Source organism: Kitasatospora sp. NPDC127035, from assembly GCF_042726075.1.
Lineage (GTDB): Bacteria > Actinomycetota > Actinomycetes > Streptomycetales > Streptomycetaceae > Kitasatospora.
The window spans coordinates 24935-40827 of the sequence record NZ_JBHXDN010000004.1; the positions used below are offsets into that span (position 1 = coordinate 24935).

The window sequence follows — 15893 nt, forward strand, 5'->3', positions numbered from 1 at the left end:
ACCTCGCGAAGGGACCTCGTGACGGGACCTCGGCAAGGGGCCTCGGCAAGGGGCCTCGCGACGGCTGCGGGCAGGGCGGCGGACGGGCCGTAGGCCGGACGGATGGAGACGGGCGGCTGATCGGCCGACGGACGGTCAGCCGGGGTGCACGTTCCGGGGGCGGGCCGGGCCGGGGCTTGCTAGCGTCGATTTCATGATCAGCAGGCCGGTTCCGGGCCTGCCGCGCGTCCCCCCGGCTGCCGCGAGGCCCCCTTCGGCATGCCCGCGCACCCCTGCCCGTCGATCCGGAAGGCCCGCCGTTGTCCAGTCAGTACACGACCGACCCTGGCGCCCCCGGCGCCTCCCGCCGCAGCTTCGTCCGCACCGCCCTCGGGGCCGGCGCCGCCGGGGCGCTCACCCTCGGCACCGGCGGCGCCGCGCCCGCGGCCCCCGGGCCGCGCGCGACCACCGGCCTGATCCCGTTCCACGGCCTCCACCAGGCCGGCATCCTGAACCCCCCACCCGGGTACGGCACCTTCCTCGCCGTCGACGTCAACGTCGCCGACCGCACGGCGCTGGGGGCGCTGCTGCGCACCCTCACCGACCGGATCCGCTTCCTGACCGGCGGCGGCACCCCGCCCGACCTCGGCCCCGACGCCCCGCCCGCGGACAGCGGCACCCTCGGGACCGCCGCCGCCCTGCCCACCGACGACCTCACCGTCACCGTCGCCGTCGGCGCCTCCCTCTTCGACGCCCGCTACGGCCTCGCCGACGCCCGCCCCCGCAAGCTCACCGCGATGCGGACCTTCCCCAACGACGCGCTGCGCCCCGCCGAGTGCCACGGGGACCTCTCGCTCCAGGTCTGCGCCACGAGCCGGGACACCGTCGAGCACGCCGTGCGCGACCTGCTGCGGGCGCTCCGGGGCGCGGTCCGGCCGCGCTGGCAGCTGGACGGCTTCCAGAACCGCGCCCGTCCGTCCGGCGCCGCACGGAACCTGCTCGGCTTCAAGGACGGCATCGAGAACCCCGACACCGGCTCCGCCCGGGACATGGACGAGCTGGTCTGGGTCGGCGCGGGCGGCGGCGAACCCGCCTGGGCGGTCGGCGGCAGCTACCAGGTGGTCCGGGCCGTCCGCACCCTGACCGGGCCCTGGGACGAGGTGCCGCTGACGGACCAGGAGCGGATGATCGGCCGCCGCAAGTCCGACGGCGCCCCGCTCGGCCGCGCCAAGGAGAACGACAAACCGGACTACGGCCAGGATCCGAAGGGCGCCGTGATCGCCCTCGACTCGCACATCAGGCTCGCCAACCCGCGCACCGACGCGGCCCGGGGCAGCCGCATCCTGCGCCGCGCCTTCACCTACGACCGGGGCCTCGACGCGGACGGCGTCCCCGAGCACGGCCTGGCGTTCTGCTGCTACCAGCAGGACGTGGTCCGCCAGTTCGAGGCGGTCCAGACCCGGCTCGCCGACGAGCCGCTGGCCCGCTTCCTCCGCCCCACCGGAGGCGGCTACTTCTACGTCCTCCCCGGTGTCCGGGACGCCGCCGACTGGTTCGGTCGGACCCTGCTCGACGCGGCCTGAGCGCCGCCCCCGCCCGCCCCACCGGCCGGATTGTCGGAGGGGCGGGCGATGATGGGGGCTGTTTCGACCAGTAGGACGGAAGGACACACCCCTATGAGCTGGTGGCAGCAGCCACTGGTCGGCTTCGACCTGGAGACCACGGGCACCGACCCGGCCGTGGACCGCATCGTCACGGCCGCCCTCGTGGACACCGTCGGGGCCCGCCGGCTGAGCGCCACCGGCTGGCTCCTCGACCCGGGCGTCCCGATCCCCGCCGAGGCCGAGGCGATCCACGGCATCGGCGACGGCCTCGCCCGCGCCAAGGGCCGCCCGGCCAAGGAGGCGGTGGACGAGATAGCCGCCGCCCTCTGCGAGCGGCTCGCCGCCGGGCGTCCGGTGGTGGCCTTCAACGCCACCTTCGACCTCTCGCTGCTCGACGCGGAGCTGCGCCGGCACGGACTGCCGTCGCTCGCCGAGCGCCTCGGCGGCCCCGTCGGACCGGTCCTCGACGCGCTGGTCATCGACCGCGCCGTGGACAAGTACCGCAAGGGCTCCCGGACGCTCCAGCGGGTCTGCGAGGTGTACGGCGTCGAGCTGACCGACGCGCACGAGGCCGGCAGCGACGCGCTCGCCGCCGTCCGGGTGGCCGTCGCGCTGGGTGAGCGCTACCCGGCCGAGGTCGGCGCCGTCCCGCCCGCCGAGCTCCACACCCGCCAGATCGGCTGGTACCGGGTCTGGGCCGAGGACCTCCAGGCGTGGTTCCGCCGCGGCAAGGACCCGCAGGCCGTCATCGACCCCCGCTGGCCCCTGCGCTGAGGCGACCGGCGACCGGCGACCGGTGATCGCACTGCGCCCGCCCGCCCGACGCGGTGCGGGCGACGGTGCGGGCGCCGGTGCCCGGCGGCGCACCCGGCCCGTGACCGGAACGCGGGCCGGGTGCGGTCGCGTTGCCGATCCGCCGCCGGGCCGCCCGGCAGCCTGCCGTCCGGCGGCCCGTCTGCGACACTGCCGCAATGATCATCAGACTGGCTGAGCACGATCTCCCCGCCTTCCTCGGGCTCGCGGCCGAGGTGGAGGAGTGGTTCGGACCGATGGTGGCCGAGCCCGGGTTCCACCGGGCGGTGGCCGGGCACACCGAGCGCGGGCTCGCGCTGGTCGCCGACGGCCCGGACGGCCCGCTCGGCGGGCTGCTCTTCGGGACCGGCCCGGACGGCCGCCACCACCTGCACTGGCTGGTGGTGGCCGAGCGGGCCCGGGGGACGGGCGTCGGGCGGGCCCTGGTCGACGACGCGCTGCGGCGGTACGTCCGCGGCCCCGCGACGGTGGAGGTGATCACCTTCGGCGCCGACCACCCGGGTGCGGTGGCCAGTGGCGCCAGGGTCTTCTACGAGCGGCTCGGCTTCGCCCCGGGCGGGCCCGCCGCGCCGGGGCCGGAGGGCGGCTCGCGACAGGTCTACCGGCTCGCCGTGGAGTAGCCGGCCTCCGGCGCGGGAGCGAGGAGGCGCGCCTTGGCGAGGGCGAACTCGGCGCCGTCCAGGAGGCCCTCCCGGTGCAGCACGGCCACTCGCTCCAGCTCCCGGGCGAGGACGGAGACGGCGTCGCCGGACTGCTCGTCGGGCGGGCGGACGGCGATCTCGGCACCGTCCGGGTGCCGCGGGTCGTAGCGGACGGTCACCCGGTCGCCGACCCGGGGCAGCGCGTAGGCCGGGAACGCCCCCGGCTGGGTGGTCGCGCGCTCCTCGCCGTCGAGGGTGCGGTACTTCACGGTGAGCCGCAGACCGACCCGGCGAGGAGCGGGGGTGGCCGCCTCCGCGAGCGCGGTGACGGTGCCGGCGACGGTGACGCCGTGGTCGGCCAGTCGTCGGGCGAGGGCCCGTGCCCGGCGGTGCACCGCGGTCTCGCGGGCCACCCGCCGTTCCGCGGGGACGCCCGCCAGGAGGGCGATCAGGGCAAACGCACCGATCGGGACCAGGAGCCAGGGGCGAGGGGCCCCGTCGGCGCCGTAGGCGCCCACCAGGGTGAGCAGGAGCCAGACCGGGAGGATCAGGCCGCCCGACATGCGGTGGCAGCGGTCGTCCTCGTCGGCGTTGTTGGCCAGGGCAGCCGCGCAGACCATCGAGAGCAGCCAGCACACCAGGCCGCAGGTGATTTCCAGCACCATGGCGTTGGCGTCGCAGCCCGTCTCCCGGCCGCAGGGGTCGGCGGCGGGCACCCGCACCAGCCCGGCGGTGCCGAGCCGACCGGCCGCCACGGCGAGGCCGCACAGGAGGACGAGGGCCAGCAGACGGGGTCCGGTGATCCGGCGCTCTGTCGTCATGCGCGGACGGTAGTGCCGTTCGACCGTCCGCGGGGTGAACCGGGGCGGCCCGCGGGGGAAGACCCGGGTGAACGGGAGGCGTCGGCGGTGCGGCGTCTACGGCAGGGCGGGCCGGCGGTCCTCGGGGGCGCGTCCGAGCAGCTGGGCCTTGGCCAGGGCGAACTCGACCTCGTCCAGGGCCCCTTGACGGTGCAGGGCGGCGAGGCGCTCCAGGCCGTCCACGATCTCCGGCGGTGCGGCTCCGGGGGTGGTGGTGGGGACGGCGTCGTCGGGGCCGGGGTCCGTGACGGTGGCCCGGGCCACCGACGGGTCGGCCGGGTCGTAGCGGACCTCGGCGGGGCTGCCGCGGCGCGGGCCCCCGGGGGCGGGGAAGGCGCCGGTCACGGTGGTGGTGCGGACGGTGCCGTCCGCGGTGGTGAACTCGACGGTCAGCCGAAGCACGGGGGCGCCGTCGTGAGTGCTGCCGTCGCCGGCGACGCCCACCACCGTGCCGGTGACGGTGACACCGGACCCGGCCAGCCTGCGCTCCTGTCCGGCGGTGCGGAGCTGCTCCGTCCGCGTGGTGCGCCACCGCCGGGCGCCGAAGCGGTCGAGTCCGATCGTGGCCAGCGCGAGCGGGGCGACCGGGGCGAGCAGCCACGGGTGGAAGGTGTTGTCGGCGAAGGAGGCGCCGACCAGACCGAGGGCGACGCAGCCGAGCAGGACGCCGCGGTCGGAGGTGGCCGAGTCGCCGTCCAGCGGACCGTCCCCGTGCGCGGTGGTGGCGGTGCCCACCAGGGCTGCCAGCCAGCCCAGGAGGCCACCGGCGAGGTGGACGGCGATGTCGAGGCCGCCGCAGGACCGTTCGGGCCCGCAGGCGTCCTCGACGAAGGCCCGGACGAAGCCGGTGCCGGTGATCCAGCCGGCCGCCGCGACGGGGGCGGCGAGCGCGAGCAGTCCGAGGACCCGACCGGTACTCAGGCGTGGTCCGAGCGGTCCGAGTTCCGTGGGGTGATCGGTGGCCATGGGCCGGATTCTAGGGGGCGCGGGTGACGGGACGGGCGGTGCCCGGGTGACCGGATCAGCTCGCCGGGACGTCGAAGCGGTAACCCTGGGCCACCAGCCAGGGCAGCAGTTGCCGGAGCGCGGCGACGGTCTGGCTGCGGTCGCCGCCGCCGTCGTGGAGCAGGACAACGCCGCCCGGCCTGAGCCCGGTCCGGACGGCCGAGACGATCGCGGCCGTGCCGGGGCGGGACCAGTCGCGCGGGTCGACCGACCAGCCGAGCGGTCGCAGGCCGTTGTCCGCGGCGATCCGCCGGTTGTCCTCGGTGAACGCGCCGCCGGGGGCGCGGAACCAGCCCACCGTGGAGCCCGGGCCGCCGGCCCGGACGATCATGGCCTCGGCGTCGGCGATCTGACGGACCGCCCGGTCGTGCGGGAGGGCGGCGAACGGCTGCGGGTGGTCGACACTGTGGTCGCAGAGCCGGTGGCCGGCCGCCACGATCCGCCGGACGGTGGCCGGATCGGCGGCGGCCTGCTTGCCGACCAGGCAGAACGTGGCCTTGGCGTGGTACTGGGCGAGCAGGTCCAGGACCTGGCCGGTGGCCGGGCCGGGGCCGTCGTCGAAGGTGAGCGCGACCGTCCGGCCGCCGGACGCGGTGGAGCTGACGATCGCGGTGGAGACCCCGGTGGACGGCGCCGGGGGCGCCGGAGTCCTGGGCGCGGTGGTGGTGGGGGACGGCGCCGGTGCGGGGGGTGTCGTCGGCCTCGCGGTCGGGGGGCGGGGGGTGGTGGGCTTCGGGGCGGGCGTGCGGGTGGGCGGTGACGTGACCGGCGGGGTGGCCGGGGCGGAGCCGGACACGGGAGGGCCGGACACCGGAGGGCCGGACGACGGCGACCCGGACGGCGGAGGCGCGGACGCCGATGGCCCGGGCGACGGCGGTCCGGACGGCGGTGGCGCGGACGGCGACGCGGGGGCGGTCGGTACCGGGCCCGTCGGCGAGGAAGGTGCGGCGGTGGTCGTGCCCGGTTCGGGCCGGAGCGCGCCGTTGGCGGTGCCGCAGGCGGCGAGCGCCAGCGAGGCGGCGAGCGCGGCGCAGCCCGTGGCGAGTCGGCGGCGCCGGGCGGAGGACGAGGGGCGCGGCGGGGCGGAGTGCTGCGGCATGGCGGCGGCTCCTGAGGTGCAGAGGCGGATGCCGATCCTCGGTCGGGATGACTGTCGGATAAGACGCCGATGGCATCGACCCGGTTGCGCCCTCCTCGGGGGACACCCCGCCCCGACGGCCCCTCAGGGCCGCCGCCACGCGCGGTCCGCCGCACCCCCGCCCGTGCCCCTGCCCGCACCCCCGCCCGCCGGACCGGCCCGCCGCACCGGCCGCAGGGTCAGAACGGGTACCAGCGCACCTCCGTCGCCCCCGAGCGCAGCGAGTCCACCCGCCGCCGGAACTCGGCGAGCGCGGCCGGGTTGCCCGGCACCTGCTGGGCGACCCAGGAGGCGCTCGCCGTCTCGCGGGCCCCGCGCAGCACCGTGAAGCCGGACCACTCGCGCACGTCCCAGCCGTACGCGTCGGTGAACGCCCGGTACTCCCCGACGGGGACGCCGTAGCGGTCGTGGCTGAGCGCCAGGACCACCAGGTCGTGCTCACGCAGGTCGCGCGAGACGGTCTCCAGGTCGAGCAGGACGGGTCCGTCCGGCCCGATGTGGACGTTGCGCGGCAACGCGTCGCCGTGGATCACCCCGGTCGGCAGGTGCGGGTGGAGGTCGGGCAGGGCCGCGGCGAAGGTGTCCCGGCGGCGGCGCAGGAAGTCCACGTCGGCCGGGTCGACGTGGCCCTCGGCGGAGGCGAGCCAGCGTTCGACGGGGGCGAGCAGGTCGCGCCGGGCGAGCCGGAACGGCGGGTCGGGCAGCAGGTGCAGGGCGGTCAGCAGCGGGGCGAGGTCGGCCGGGCGGGCGGGCCGCCCGGCGGGCGGGAGCCGGTGCCAGAAGGTGACGGGGTGCCCGAGGGTGTGCCGCGGTTCGGCGGGCAGCGCGTCGTACGGGCGGACCACGGGGATGCCCCGGCCGGCCAGCCAGTCGGCGACGGTGAGTTCACGGCGGGTGCGCTCGGCCAGTTCGGGGCCGCGCCCGACCTTGGCGACCACGGCCGGGTCGCCGAGGTCGAAGACGGCGTTCTCGCCGAGCGCGAGCAGCCGCGCGCCGTCGGGCGCGGGAAGGCCGGCGGACTCGCAGGCGTGGGCGAGGATCAGCCGGGCCCGGCTCTCGTCGAAGGGGAGCATGGGGGTCCGTTCCGTGGTGGCGGTCGGGGCCCGCCTTCGTCCTGCGGCCTGCCGGGCTCCGGACGGACGGCGGGGGCGTGCGGGCGGGGGTGAGGGCGGGCTCCGGGGGGAGACGGCGATCATTCTGGCAAAGAGGTGCCGGGCCCCGCGTGTCGCGGGGCCCGGCGGGTGTGAGGTCGGAGGGGAAGGTCAGACCTCGATCCGGCGGTGCCGGGCCTGGAGGGCCGGCTCGGGGGCCGGCGGGGCGATCGTCGCGGCGGGGGCGCCGACCGGCGGGAAGGTCTCGCCGTGCGAGAGGTTCGGCAGCCAGCCGAGCCAGCGGGGCAGGTACCAGTTGTGGTCCCCGAGCAGGGTCATCACCGCGGGCAGCAGGACCGCGCGGATGATCGTCGCGTCGATCAGCACCGCGACCGCGAGGCCGACGCCCATCTGCTTCATCGCCTGCATGGAGAGGGTGCCGAAGACCCCGAACACCGCCACCATGATCACCGCGGCGCTGGTGACCACCCCGGCCGTGGAGCGGATGCCGTGCGCGACGGCGGCCCGGGTCGGCATGCCCCGGTCGTGGCCCTCCTTGATCCGGGAGACCACGAAGACGTGGTAGTCCATCGAGAGGCCGAAGAGGATCACGAAGAGGAAGAGCGGCACCCAGGACTCGACCGCGCCGACCCCGGCGGTGCCGAGCAGCGAGGCGCCGACACCGTGCTGGAAGACCAGGGTGAGCACGCCGTACGCGGCGCCGACCGAGAGCAGGTTGAGCACCACGGCGGTGCCGGCGACGGCCAGCGAGCGGAACGAGGTCAGCATCAGGAGGAAGGCGAAGGCCACCACGAAGCCGAACACCAGCGGCATCGAGCCGGTCATCTTGGCGTTGAAGTCGTACGAGCCGGCGGTGCGACCGGTGACCGGGGCCTCGGTGCCGGGCACCTTGAGGACGGTGGAGGGCACCAGGTCCTCGCGGAGGGCCTTCAGCGCGCCGTTGCTGACGTCGTCGTTGCCGGTGCCGTTGAGCGGTATGTCGACGGTGGCGACGTTCTGCTCGGCGTGGACGGTGACGTCCACCGGACCGTGCATCCGGCCGCTGGCCAGGGCCTTCGCCTTGAGGTCGGCGATCGCCGCGGTCATCGCGGGGGAGTCGATGTCGGTGGACTTGATGACCACGGAGGCGGGGGCCGGGCTGCCGGGGAAGGCGGCCTCGATCTTCTGCGAGACGGCGACCAGCCGGTTGCCCTCGGGCAGCTGCTGCTGGAACGTGAGGTTGGCGGTGTGCATGGTGAGCATGGGCGCGGACAGGCCGAGCAGGACGGCGCCGGCGAGGACGGTGGCGGCCAGCGGGCGGCGCAGCACGGGGGTGAGGACGGCGTTCCAGAACCGGCCGCCGGTGGTGGCGGCGTCGGCGCGGCGGAGCTTGCGGAGGAAGGGGACGCGGCCCTTGTCGACCCGGTCGCCGAGCATGGACAGCAGGGCGGGCAGCACGGTGAGCGAGCCGAGCACCGCGGTGACGACGACCACGATGGTGGCGTAGGCCATGGCCTGGAACTCGGCGATTCCGGTGAGGAACATGCCGGCCATGGCGACCACCACGGTGACGCCGGAGACCAGGACGGCCCGGCCGCTGGTGGCGGCGGCGACCTTCAGCGCCGTGTCCAGGTCGCGGCCGGCGGCCCGCTCCTCGCGCTCGCGGCGCAGGTAGAACAGGCAGTAGTCGACGCCGACGGCGAGGCCGACGAGGAGCATCACGGAGCTGGCGTTGTTGCTGGTGTGGAGGAACCCGCTGCTGAGGGCGACCAGCCCGCCGGCCGCGACGAAGGCGGTGATGGCGAGGACCACGGGGAGGACGGCGGCGACCAGCGCGCCGAAGGCGATCAGCAGGATGCCGAGGGCGAGCGGGACGGCCGTCCACTCGGCGCGGGCGAAGTCGTCGGCGAACTGCTGGTCGATCCACTTGCCGGAGCTGGCGTCGCCGAGTTCGACCACGGTGAGGTCGGGGTGCTGCTTCTGCACGGCGGCGACGGCGTCCACCACGGCGGTGACGTTCTCGACCGCCTCGTCGTGATCGCCCTTCACGGTGAGCTGGACGAGGACGGAGTGGCCGTCCGCGGAGATCGCCCGGGTGTCGTACGGGGAGCGGATGCCGTCGGCCTTGCCGGTGCCGTCGACGCCCTTGATCACCTGCTCGACGGTGGTCCTGAAGGCGGGGGCCTCGGAGGTCAGGGTGGCGCTCTGGATCAGCACGGTCTCGCTCGCCGGGGACTTGAGTCCGGCGTCGTCGAGGATCTTGGCGGCCCGGGAGACCTGGCCGGGCATCGCCTCGGACTCCTTGACCTGGGTGCTTCCGTGCAGGCCGCCGAGGAACGCGGCGGCGACGACGAAGATCAGCCAGCCGAAGACGGCCGTCTTTCTGTGCCGGGCGCTCCATGCGCCCATCGCGGCGGCCATGCCGAGCTTGGTCTTCACGAGGTCCCCCTGGGAGAGCGGCCGGAGCCCCGGTGAGCGGGTGCGGCCGGTGGTACGGCGGTGGTCGGCCGCCGGGAGCGGAGGCCGGCTGCGGATCCGGCGTCGCAATCGACCTTAGGGAGACGGAGGTTGACGGAGTATCCGGCTGGCGGGGGAGTTCCCCCTGTGGTCTTCCTCGGGGGAGGGGTGGGGTTTTCCCTACCAGGGAACCCTGACTTCTCCTCCCTGCGGGAGGGTAAAAAGTCCACCCTGAGGGGGATCGGTCTCCACCCGGAGCACGAGGTCACGGGTGTCGTACGCGCGCGAAGATGGGTGCGGCCTCCGTACGGCGGCCTCAGGGGGATCGGCTACAGGGTTACGGGGGTTGCTTGCCGGCCGGCAAGCAAGCGGTCGTAGGATGATGCTCCCTGAATACTTACCTGCCGACCGGCTAGGTGCTGTGCCCCTGCACGGCCCGGGCCGGTCTCGATCCGTCGCCCGGCGTCCCGTCCCCCAAGGGCTGCGGTGAACCATGCCCAGGAGGCATCACGAGCATGTTCCACCGACTAGGACATTTCGTCGTCCGTCGCGCCTGGTGGGTGATCGCGGCGTGGGTCATCGCGATGATCGCCATCGCCGCATCGGCCCCGAAGATCACCGCGCAGACCGACGAGGCCTCGTTCCTTCCCAAGCACTACGAGTCGATCCAGGCCTCGGTGCTCCAGGAGAAGGCGTTCCCGGCCAACTTCACGCCGTCCGCACTCGCGCTCTTCGAGCGCAACGACGGTGCCCCGATGGACGCGTCCGACAAGGACGCCATGGCCAAGATCGTCCAGGGTCTCACCGACAAGAAGATCGAGCACGTCGAGAAGATCGTCCCGGCGAGCGAGCAGTCGACCTCCAAGGACGGCAAGTACGCGCTCGCCCCGATCGCCATCGACAAGGCCACCCAGCAGTCCGACGAGTTCGGCGAGGCCGCCAAGAAGCTCCGGGACGAGGGCAAGTCCCTCACCTCCGGGACCAACCTCAAGTTCCAGCTCGGCGGCGCAGCCGCCCAGGCGCTGGACCAGAAGGAGTCCTCCGGAGCCGCCGACGCCGTGATCGCGCTGGCCACCCTGGTGCTGGTCGTGATCATCGTCGGGATCATCTTCCGCAGCGTCCTCGCCGGACTGCTGCCGATCGTGGTCTCGCTGATCATCGCCATGCCGGCGGCCAACGGCCTGATCGCCTACGCCACCAAGGCGTTCAAACTGGAGAGCACACCGGTCCTGTCGGCGATCCTGATCGTCGTGGTGCTCGGTGTCGGCACCGACTACTTCCTGTTCCTGGCGTTCCGCTACCGCGAGCGGCTGCGCGCCGGTGACGACCGCAAGGAAGCCGTCGCCAACGCGGTCGGCCGGGTCGGCGAGGCCATCGCCTCCGCGGCCGGCGCGGTCACCGTCGCCTTCGCGGTGCTGATCCTCTCCAGCCTCGGCATGTTCAAGGCGCTCGGCCCGGCCCTGGCCATCGCCGTCGTCGTCACCGCGTTCGCCTCGCTCACCCTGGCCCCGGCCCTGCTCGCCGTCATCCCGGCGCGCGCGGTCTTCTGGCCCGGCAAGAAGTGGATGAACGAGCCCAAGGACGCCCGCTTCCTCGCCCTCGGCCGCCTGGTGCAGAAGCGCCCCGCCCTGGTCGCCGTGGCCTCCGGCGGCGTGCTGCTGGCCCTCTCGGCCGGCGCCCTCGGCTACAACGGCACCTTCGACCTCGCGGGCAGCTCCATGCCCAAGGACAAGGAGTCGATGGTCGTCCAGGACAAGCTGGTCAACGGCTTCTCGGCCGGCGCCGCGGACCCGAGCCACGTCTACCTGACCACCACCGGCGGCGGCAAGCTCGACGCGGGTGCGTTCGAGGGCTTCGCCGCCAAGCTCGGCGGCGTTCCCGGCGTGGCCACCGCCGCGTCGAAGCCCCAGCTCAGCGAGGACGGCGCCACCGCCGACTTCACCGTGCTGCTCAAGAACGAGCCGTCCAGCAACGAGGCGATAGACACCCTCACGAAGCTGCGCGAGGTCGCCCACGCGCAGGCGCCGGGCGGCACCGAGACCAAGGTCGGCGGCCTGACCGCCGTCTACAAGGACATCAACCTGGCGATGAGCCACGACTACAAGCTGGTGTTCCCGATCGCAGGTCTGCTGATCCTGCTGATCCTCGGGCTCCAACTGCGCAGCGTGGTCGCGCCCTGGTACCTGATGGCCTCGGTGGGCCTCGGCTTCACCGCCACCCTCGGGTCCTCGACCCTGCTCTTCCAGAACATCAAGGGCGAGCACGGCATCATGTTCATGCTGCCGATCCTGATCTACCTCTTCGTGGTGGCGATCGGGACCGACTACAACATCCTGATCATCGCCCGTCTGCGCGAGGAGGCCCGCGAGGGCCGCTCCCCGCGCGAGGCGGCCCGGGAGGCGCTGCGCCACGGCGGTCCGACCGTCGCGGCGGCCGGCTTCATCCTGGCGGCGTCGTTCGGGACGTTCATGCTCGCGGGCAACATCTTCATGCTGGAGTTCGGCTTCGCGATGGCCTTCGGCATCATCCTGGCGGCCTTCGTGATGGCGATGTTCTTCACCCCGGCGCTCACCGCGCTGATCGGCCGGGCGGCCTGGTGGCCCGGCCACGGCGACGCCCCGGGAGCCGGCCACGCCCCCGTGGGCGGCGCGCAGGACGCGCACGGACTGCCGGAGGCGGCCGGGCGCCGCTGACCGACCGGTCACCCGGCGGGTACGGCGCAGCACGTACGGCGTATCCGTCACCACGCACCACGCACGCGCACACGGCGCCCGCTCCGGCGGGCGCCGTGTGCGCTTTTCGCCGCCGGGTTGCCCCTTTCCCGAGGGCTGCAAACGTGATCTGTAGAGCAGAAAATCCCCGGTCAATCGGGGTGCGGCCGTGCTACAGTCGAACCAGTTGCAGTTTTGGTTCCCATGAACGCTTGTGTGCGCCTGCTGGTTCCAACCAACAGGCGCATTTGTTTTGTCCGGTGTTTCAGCCTCCGGATGGGGATCGCGGCTACACGGGGTCCACGAGGTGTGGGCTCCGATGCCCCAGTTAGAGGAGACGGTTATGGCTACCGGCACCGTGAAGTGGTTCAACAGCGAAAAGGGCTTCGGCTTCATCGAGCAGGAGACCGGCGGCCCGGACGTGTTCGCCCACTACTCGAACATCAGCGCCCAGGGCTTCCGCGAGCTGGTCGAGGGTCAGAAGGTCGAGTTCGACGTGACCCAGGGCCAGAAGGGCCCGCAGGCCGAGAACATCCGCGTCATCTGAGTCCGGCTTCCGAGCTGACTCGCGATCTCGCGTAGCGAGGGCCCGTACCGCACGGTGCGGGCCCTCGTCCATGCCGCCGAACGGCCGGGGCGGCGCACTCCTTTCCCGACGGCCGGGCAGCCCTTTGAACGGGGCTGTTGACCGACGGATGGAGAAACCGTGACCACCCCTGCCCAGCCGCCCCGCGACGGCGGTCGCACCCGCAAGCCCCGCACCACCCGCACCGGCGGTGCCCCGCGCGCCGGCGCGCCCCGCACCGAGGGCGCCCGTTCCGGCGCCCCCCGCGGCGGTGCCCCCCGCACCCCTCGCCGCAACGCGCCCCGCGTCGCCGAGGCCGCCGACTTCACCGTCGTCGAGGGCACCCCGGCCCGGCCCCCGGCGGCGAGCTTCGCCGAGCTGGAGCTCCCCAAGGGCATCCTGAGCGCGCTCACCCGCGAGGGCGTCATCGAGCCGTTCCCGATCCAGGCGGCCACCCTGCCCGACTCGATCGCCGGCCGCGACGTGCTCGGCCGCGGCCGTACCGGCTCCGGCAAGACCCTGGCCTTCGGCCTGCCGGTCCTCGCCCGCACCGCCGGCAAGCGCGCCGACGCCCGCCACCCGCTGGCGCTCGTGCTGACGCCCACCCGCGAGCTGGCCCAGCAGGTGACCGAGGCGCTCACGCCGTACGCCACCGCCGTCAACCTGCGGATCGCCACCGTCGTCGGCGGTATGTCGATCACCCGGCAGGCCAACGCCGTCCGGCGCGGCGCCGAGGTGCTGGTCGCCACCCCCGGCCGGCTGGACGACCTGATCGGCCGCGGCGACGTCAACCTCTCCGACGTCGCGATCACCGTGCTGGACGAGGCCGACCAGATGGCCGACATGGGCTTCCTGCCGCAGGTCACCAAGCTGCTGGAGCAGGTCGCCGAGGGCGGGCAGCGGATGCTGTTCTCCGCCACCCTGGACCGCAACGTCGACCGCCTGGTCAAGCGCTTCCTGACCGACCCGGTCACCCACTCGGTGGACCCCTCGGCCGGTGCCGTCACCACCATGGACCACCACCTGCTGCAGCTGGAGCAGGCCGACAAGGCCTCCGCCGCCGCCCACATCGCCTCCCGCGACGGGCGCGTGATCATGTTCGTGCACACCAAGCACGGCGCGGACCGGCTCGCCAAGCAGCTGCTCGCCACCGGTGTGAAGGCCGCGGCCCTGCACGGCGGCAAGTCCCAGCCGCAGCGCAACCGGGTGCTCGACCAGTTCCGTGACGGTCACATCACCGCGCTGATCGCCACCAACGTCGCCGCCCGCGGTATCCACATCGAGGGCCTCGACCTGGTCGTCAACATCGACCCGCCGATCGACCACAAGGACTACCTGCACCGCGGCGGCCGCACCGCCCGGGCCGGCGAGTCCGGCACCGTGGTCACCCTCGTGCTGCCCGACCAGCGCCGCGAGGTCAACCGGCTGATGACGGTGGCCGGCATCCGCCCGACCACCACCAGGATCCGTCCCGGTGACGCCGAGCTGACCCGGATCACCGGCGCCCGTACCCCCAGCGGCGTCCCGGTCACCCTGGCGGTGCCCGCCCCGGCCGCCGCCCCGGCGGCCGAGGGCAAGTCCTCCGCCCCGCGCCGTCGCCCCGGCAAGCGCTCCGCGCTGCCCGCCGACGTCGACATGAACGGCAACCCGCGCCGCCCCCGTCCGAAGCAGCGGCTCGGTGCCGGTGGTTCCGGCAGCGGCCAGGGCGGCCAGGGCGGCGGCGGTTCCCGCCAGGCGGCCGGATTCATCGGCCGCTCCTCCGGCCGTGCCAAGCCCGGCAGCGGCGCCAAGTCCGGCTCCAACTACGGCACCGGCCGCCAGCGCCGCCAGGCCGACTGAGCGACTCGACCGTGAACGGCCCGGCTCCCCCGGTGAACGGGGGAGCCGGGCCGTTCGGCGTTGCCCCCGCTGACGCGGTGCGGGCGGCGACTGCCGACGTGACACGTGCGTACCCGGGGGCGGTGGCGGGTGCGGGGCGGGTGCTTTCCGGACGGATCGGCCCGTCCGGCGGGTGCGGTCCGGTGGCGGGTCCGGCTCCTCGCGGGTGCTGGTCCCGGGTGGTTCGTCCACCCGGGGCCGGGGCCGCTCCGTGGACGGAGGGTTGGCGGATATCGGACGGCGGTCATTGACGGCCGTCCGGTATCCGCTGAGGCTTTCACGCGACCCGCACAACTGGCGCACCGTCACCACACGGCTGCCGCCCGCGGGTTGACCGGGCCCACCCGTCTCCGGAAGGACCTTCCGATGCGCCGTACCGCCGCCCTGTTCAGCACCGTTCTGCTCGGAGCCGCCGCCGCGATCGTCGCGCCGGCCGCCACCGCCCAGGCCGCACCCACCGCGCAGGCCGCACCCACCGCGCAGGCCGCGCAGGCCGGTGCGGAGGTGCTCGCCGGGACCTGCTACGCCTACACCTCCGGCTGGAACGCGTACGGCCAGTGTTCCGGCATCGACCCGCTGCAGACCTGGTACGTCACGGCCACCTGTCAGTACCTCTCCAACGGCCACCCCTTCAACCGGTTCGTCAGCAGCTACAGCTGGGCCGGCGACGGCTCCGTCTCGCTGTCGTGCAACGTCAACGAGACCGCGATGGCGGCCGGTGTGATCGCCGGCCCCAAGCTCCCGCCGCAGCCGGCCGGCCCGATCGGTCAGATCTCCGGGTACGCCGGCAAGTGCGTGGACGTGAAGGGCGCGAGCAGCGCCGACCGCACTCCCGTCCAGATCTACGACTGCAACGGCACCAACGCCCAGCAGTGGAAGATCGCCGTCGACGGCACCGTCCGGGCGCTCAACAAGTGCCTGGACGTCACCGGCGCCGCGACGGCCAACGGCACCAAGGTGCAGCTGTTCACCTGCAACGGCACCGGCGCCCAGCAGTGGCAGGTCCGGGCCGACGGTTCGATCCTCAACCCGCAGTCCGGCCGCTGCCTGGACAACCTGGGCTTCGTCGCCACCAACGGCAACCAGCTCGGCATCTGGGACTGCAACGGCGCGGACAACCAGATCTGGCACGTCCCCGCCTGACCGGGCGC

Annotated in this window: 12 protein-coding genes; 7 read left to right on the plus strand and 5 right to left on the minus strand. The window is 74.2% G+C overall.

All coding sequences use genetic code 11. The annotated features are described in order from the left end of the window. Nucleotides 1–299 precede the first annotated feature (299 nt). From ACFWIC_RS03165 to ACFWIC_RS03175, 3 genes are all read left to right on the plus strand, one after another. The gene (locus tag ACFWIC_RS03165) at nucleotides 300–1562 is read left to right on the plus strand and encodes a Dyp-type peroxidase (RefSeq protein WP_380356390.1); all 1263 of its coding nucleotides are present in this window, start codon (nucleotides 300–302) and stop codon (nucleotides 1560–1562) included. A gap of 93 nt (nucleotides 1563–1655) precedes the next feature. Further along, nucleotides 1656–2357 carry an exonuclease domain-containing protein gene (locus ACFWIC_RS03170; RefSeq protein WP_329881891.1) on the plus strand — a complete coding sequence of 234 codons (702 nt, stop codon included), beginning with the start codon at nucleotides 1656–1658 and terminating at the stop codon, nucleotides 2355–2357. 197 nt (nucleotides 2358–2554) lie between these two features. Beyond that, on the plus strand, nucleotides 2555–3016 hold the full coding sequence (locus ACFWIC_RS03175) for a GNAT family N-acetyltransferase (RefSeq protein WP_380356394.1): 462 nt from the start codon (nucleotides 2555–2557) through the stop codon (nucleotides 3014–3016). Here the strand turns inward: ACFWIC_RS03175 and ACFWIC_RS03180 are convergent. The 5 genes from ACFWIC_RS03180 to ACFWIC_RS03200 all read right to left on the minus strand — a co-directional run bounded on the left by ACFWIC_RS03180 (nucleotide 2995) and on the right by ACFWIC_RS03200 (nucleotide 9552). After that, entirely contained in the window at nucleotides 2995–3858 is an 864-nt protein-coding gene (locus tag ACFWIC_RS03180) for a DUF3592 domain-containing protein (protein ID WP_380515357.1), read from the minus strand. The two genes, ACFWIC_RS03175 and ACFWIC_RS03180, sit on opposite strands and share 22 nt — an antisense overlap. 96 nt (nucleotides 3859–3954) lie before the next feature. After that, nucleotides 3955–4863 carry an SHOCT domain-containing protein gene (locus tag ACFWIC_RS03185; protein WP_329952120.1) on the minus strand — a complete coding sequence of 303 codons (909 nt, stop codon included), beginning with the start codon at nucleotides 4861–4863 and terminating at the stop codon, nucleotides 3955–3957. Between the two features lie 55 nt (nucleotides 4864–4918). Then, the gene (locus tag ACFWIC_RS03190; RefSeq protein ID WP_380515360.1) at nucleotides 4919–6001 is read right to left on the minus strand and encodes a polysaccharide deacetylase family protein; all 1083 of its coding nucleotides are present in this window, start codon (nucleotides 5999–6001) and stop codon (nucleotides 4919–4921) included. A 218-nt stretch (nucleotides 6002–6219) separates the two neighbouring features. Next, nucleotides 6220–7113 carry a phosphotransferase enzyme family protein gene (locus ACFWIC_RS03195; RefSeq protein ID WP_380515363.1) on the minus strand — a complete coding sequence of 298 codons (894 nt, stop codon included), beginning with the start codon at nucleotides 7111–7113 and terminating at the stop codon, nucleotides 6220–6222. A 189-nt stretch (nucleotides 7114–7302) separates the two neighbouring features. Then, a complete protein-coding gene (locus ACFWIC_RS03200; RefSeq protein ID WP_380515625.1) occupies nucleotides 7303–9552 on the minus strand; it encodes an MMPL family transporter in 2250 nt (749 codons plus the stop codon). Between the two features lie 551 nt (nucleotides 9553–10103). On the opposite strand from ACFWIC_RS03200, the gene ACFWIC_RS03205 reads away from it, so the two are divergent. From ACFWIC_RS03205 to ACFWIC_RS03220, 4 genes are all read left to right on the plus strand, one after another. Further along, nucleotides 10104–12281 carry an MMPL family transporter gene (locus tag ACFWIC_RS03205; RefSeq protein ID WP_329881898.1) on the plus strand — a complete coding sequence of 726 codons (2178 nt, stop codon included), beginning with the start codon at nucleotides 10104–10106 and terminating at the stop codon, nucleotides 12279–12281. Between the two features lie 361 nt (nucleotides 12282–12642). After that, the gene (locus tag ACFWIC_RS03210; protein WP_329881899.1) at nucleotides 12643–12846 is read left to right on the plus strand and encodes a cold-shock protein; all 204 of its coding nucleotides are present in this window, start codon (nucleotides 12643–12645) and stop codon (nucleotides 12844–12846) included. 159 nt (nucleotides 12847–13005) lie between these two features. Continuing rightward, nucleotides 13006–14703 (plus strand): DEAD/DEAH box helicase, encoded by a 1698-nt coding sequence (locus tag ACFWIC_RS03215; RefSeq protein WP_329952124.1) that lies wholly within the window; start codon nucleotides 13006–13008, stop codon nucleotides 14701–14703. 405 nt (nucleotides 14704–15108) lie between these two features. Further along, nucleotides 15109–15885, plus strand: a complete 777-nt coding sequence (locus ACFWIC_RS03220) for a ricin-type beta-trefoil lectin domain protein (protein WP_380515368.1) — start codon at nucleotides 15109–15111, stop codon at nucleotides 15883–15885. The last annotated feature ends 8 nt before the right edge of the window (nucleotides 15886–15893 follow it).